The sequence below is a fragment of the Alcanivorax profundi genome (assembly GCF_003597125.1).
GTDB lineage: Bacteria > Pseudomonadota > Gammaproteobacteria > Pseudomonadales > Alcanivoracaceae > Alcanivorax > Alcanivorax profundi.
Genome location: NZ_QYYA01000103.1, coordinates 1 through 465, shown reverse-complemented (window position 1 = coordinate 465; position 465 = coordinate 1). Strand labels below are relative to the sequence as shown.

The following is a 465-nucleotide window of genomic DNA, read 5'->3' as shown; positions in this document are numbered from 1 at the left end:
AATCATGGCTGGCACACCGGTGGTGTAGCTTACGCCCTGCATACCGGTTTCGTTGTAAGCCTCCTGGTGCTTGCAGTTGTTATAAACGTAGTAGGTGCGCTCCTTGCCATCCTTCTTACCGCGGATGCGGCAACCGATAGATGTTTCGCCGTCATAGTTCTCGCCGAGATCCTGTGGGTTAGGCAATACGGCCTTGAGGAATTGCAGAGGAACAATCTTCACCTTGGCTGTCTTGCCTGAACCGTCTGCCAATGGAGCCTCGTATTCGATTTCGTCGATGCGGCTCATGCCGAGGTTCTGAATGCAGTCGAGGTAGGTGAGATACTGCTGACCGAAGGTCATCCAGAAGCGTGCCTCCTTGATGGTAGGGTAGTTCTTCACCAGACTCTCCAACTCCTCGTGGTGCATCAGATAGCTCTCGCGAGGACCGATGTTAGGGTAGGTGAGTGGCTTGTGGATAGAGAG

The 465-nt window shown here is 53.5% G+C and carries 1 protein-coding gene; it reads right to left on the bottom strand.

Annotation, left to right across the window (positions count from 1 at the left end; genetic code table 11):
- Nucleotides 1-465 (bottom strand): saccharopine dehydrogenase family protein (locus D4A39_RS19165; protein WP_497707271.1); only part of this gene is annotated, 465 nt, incomplete at both ends.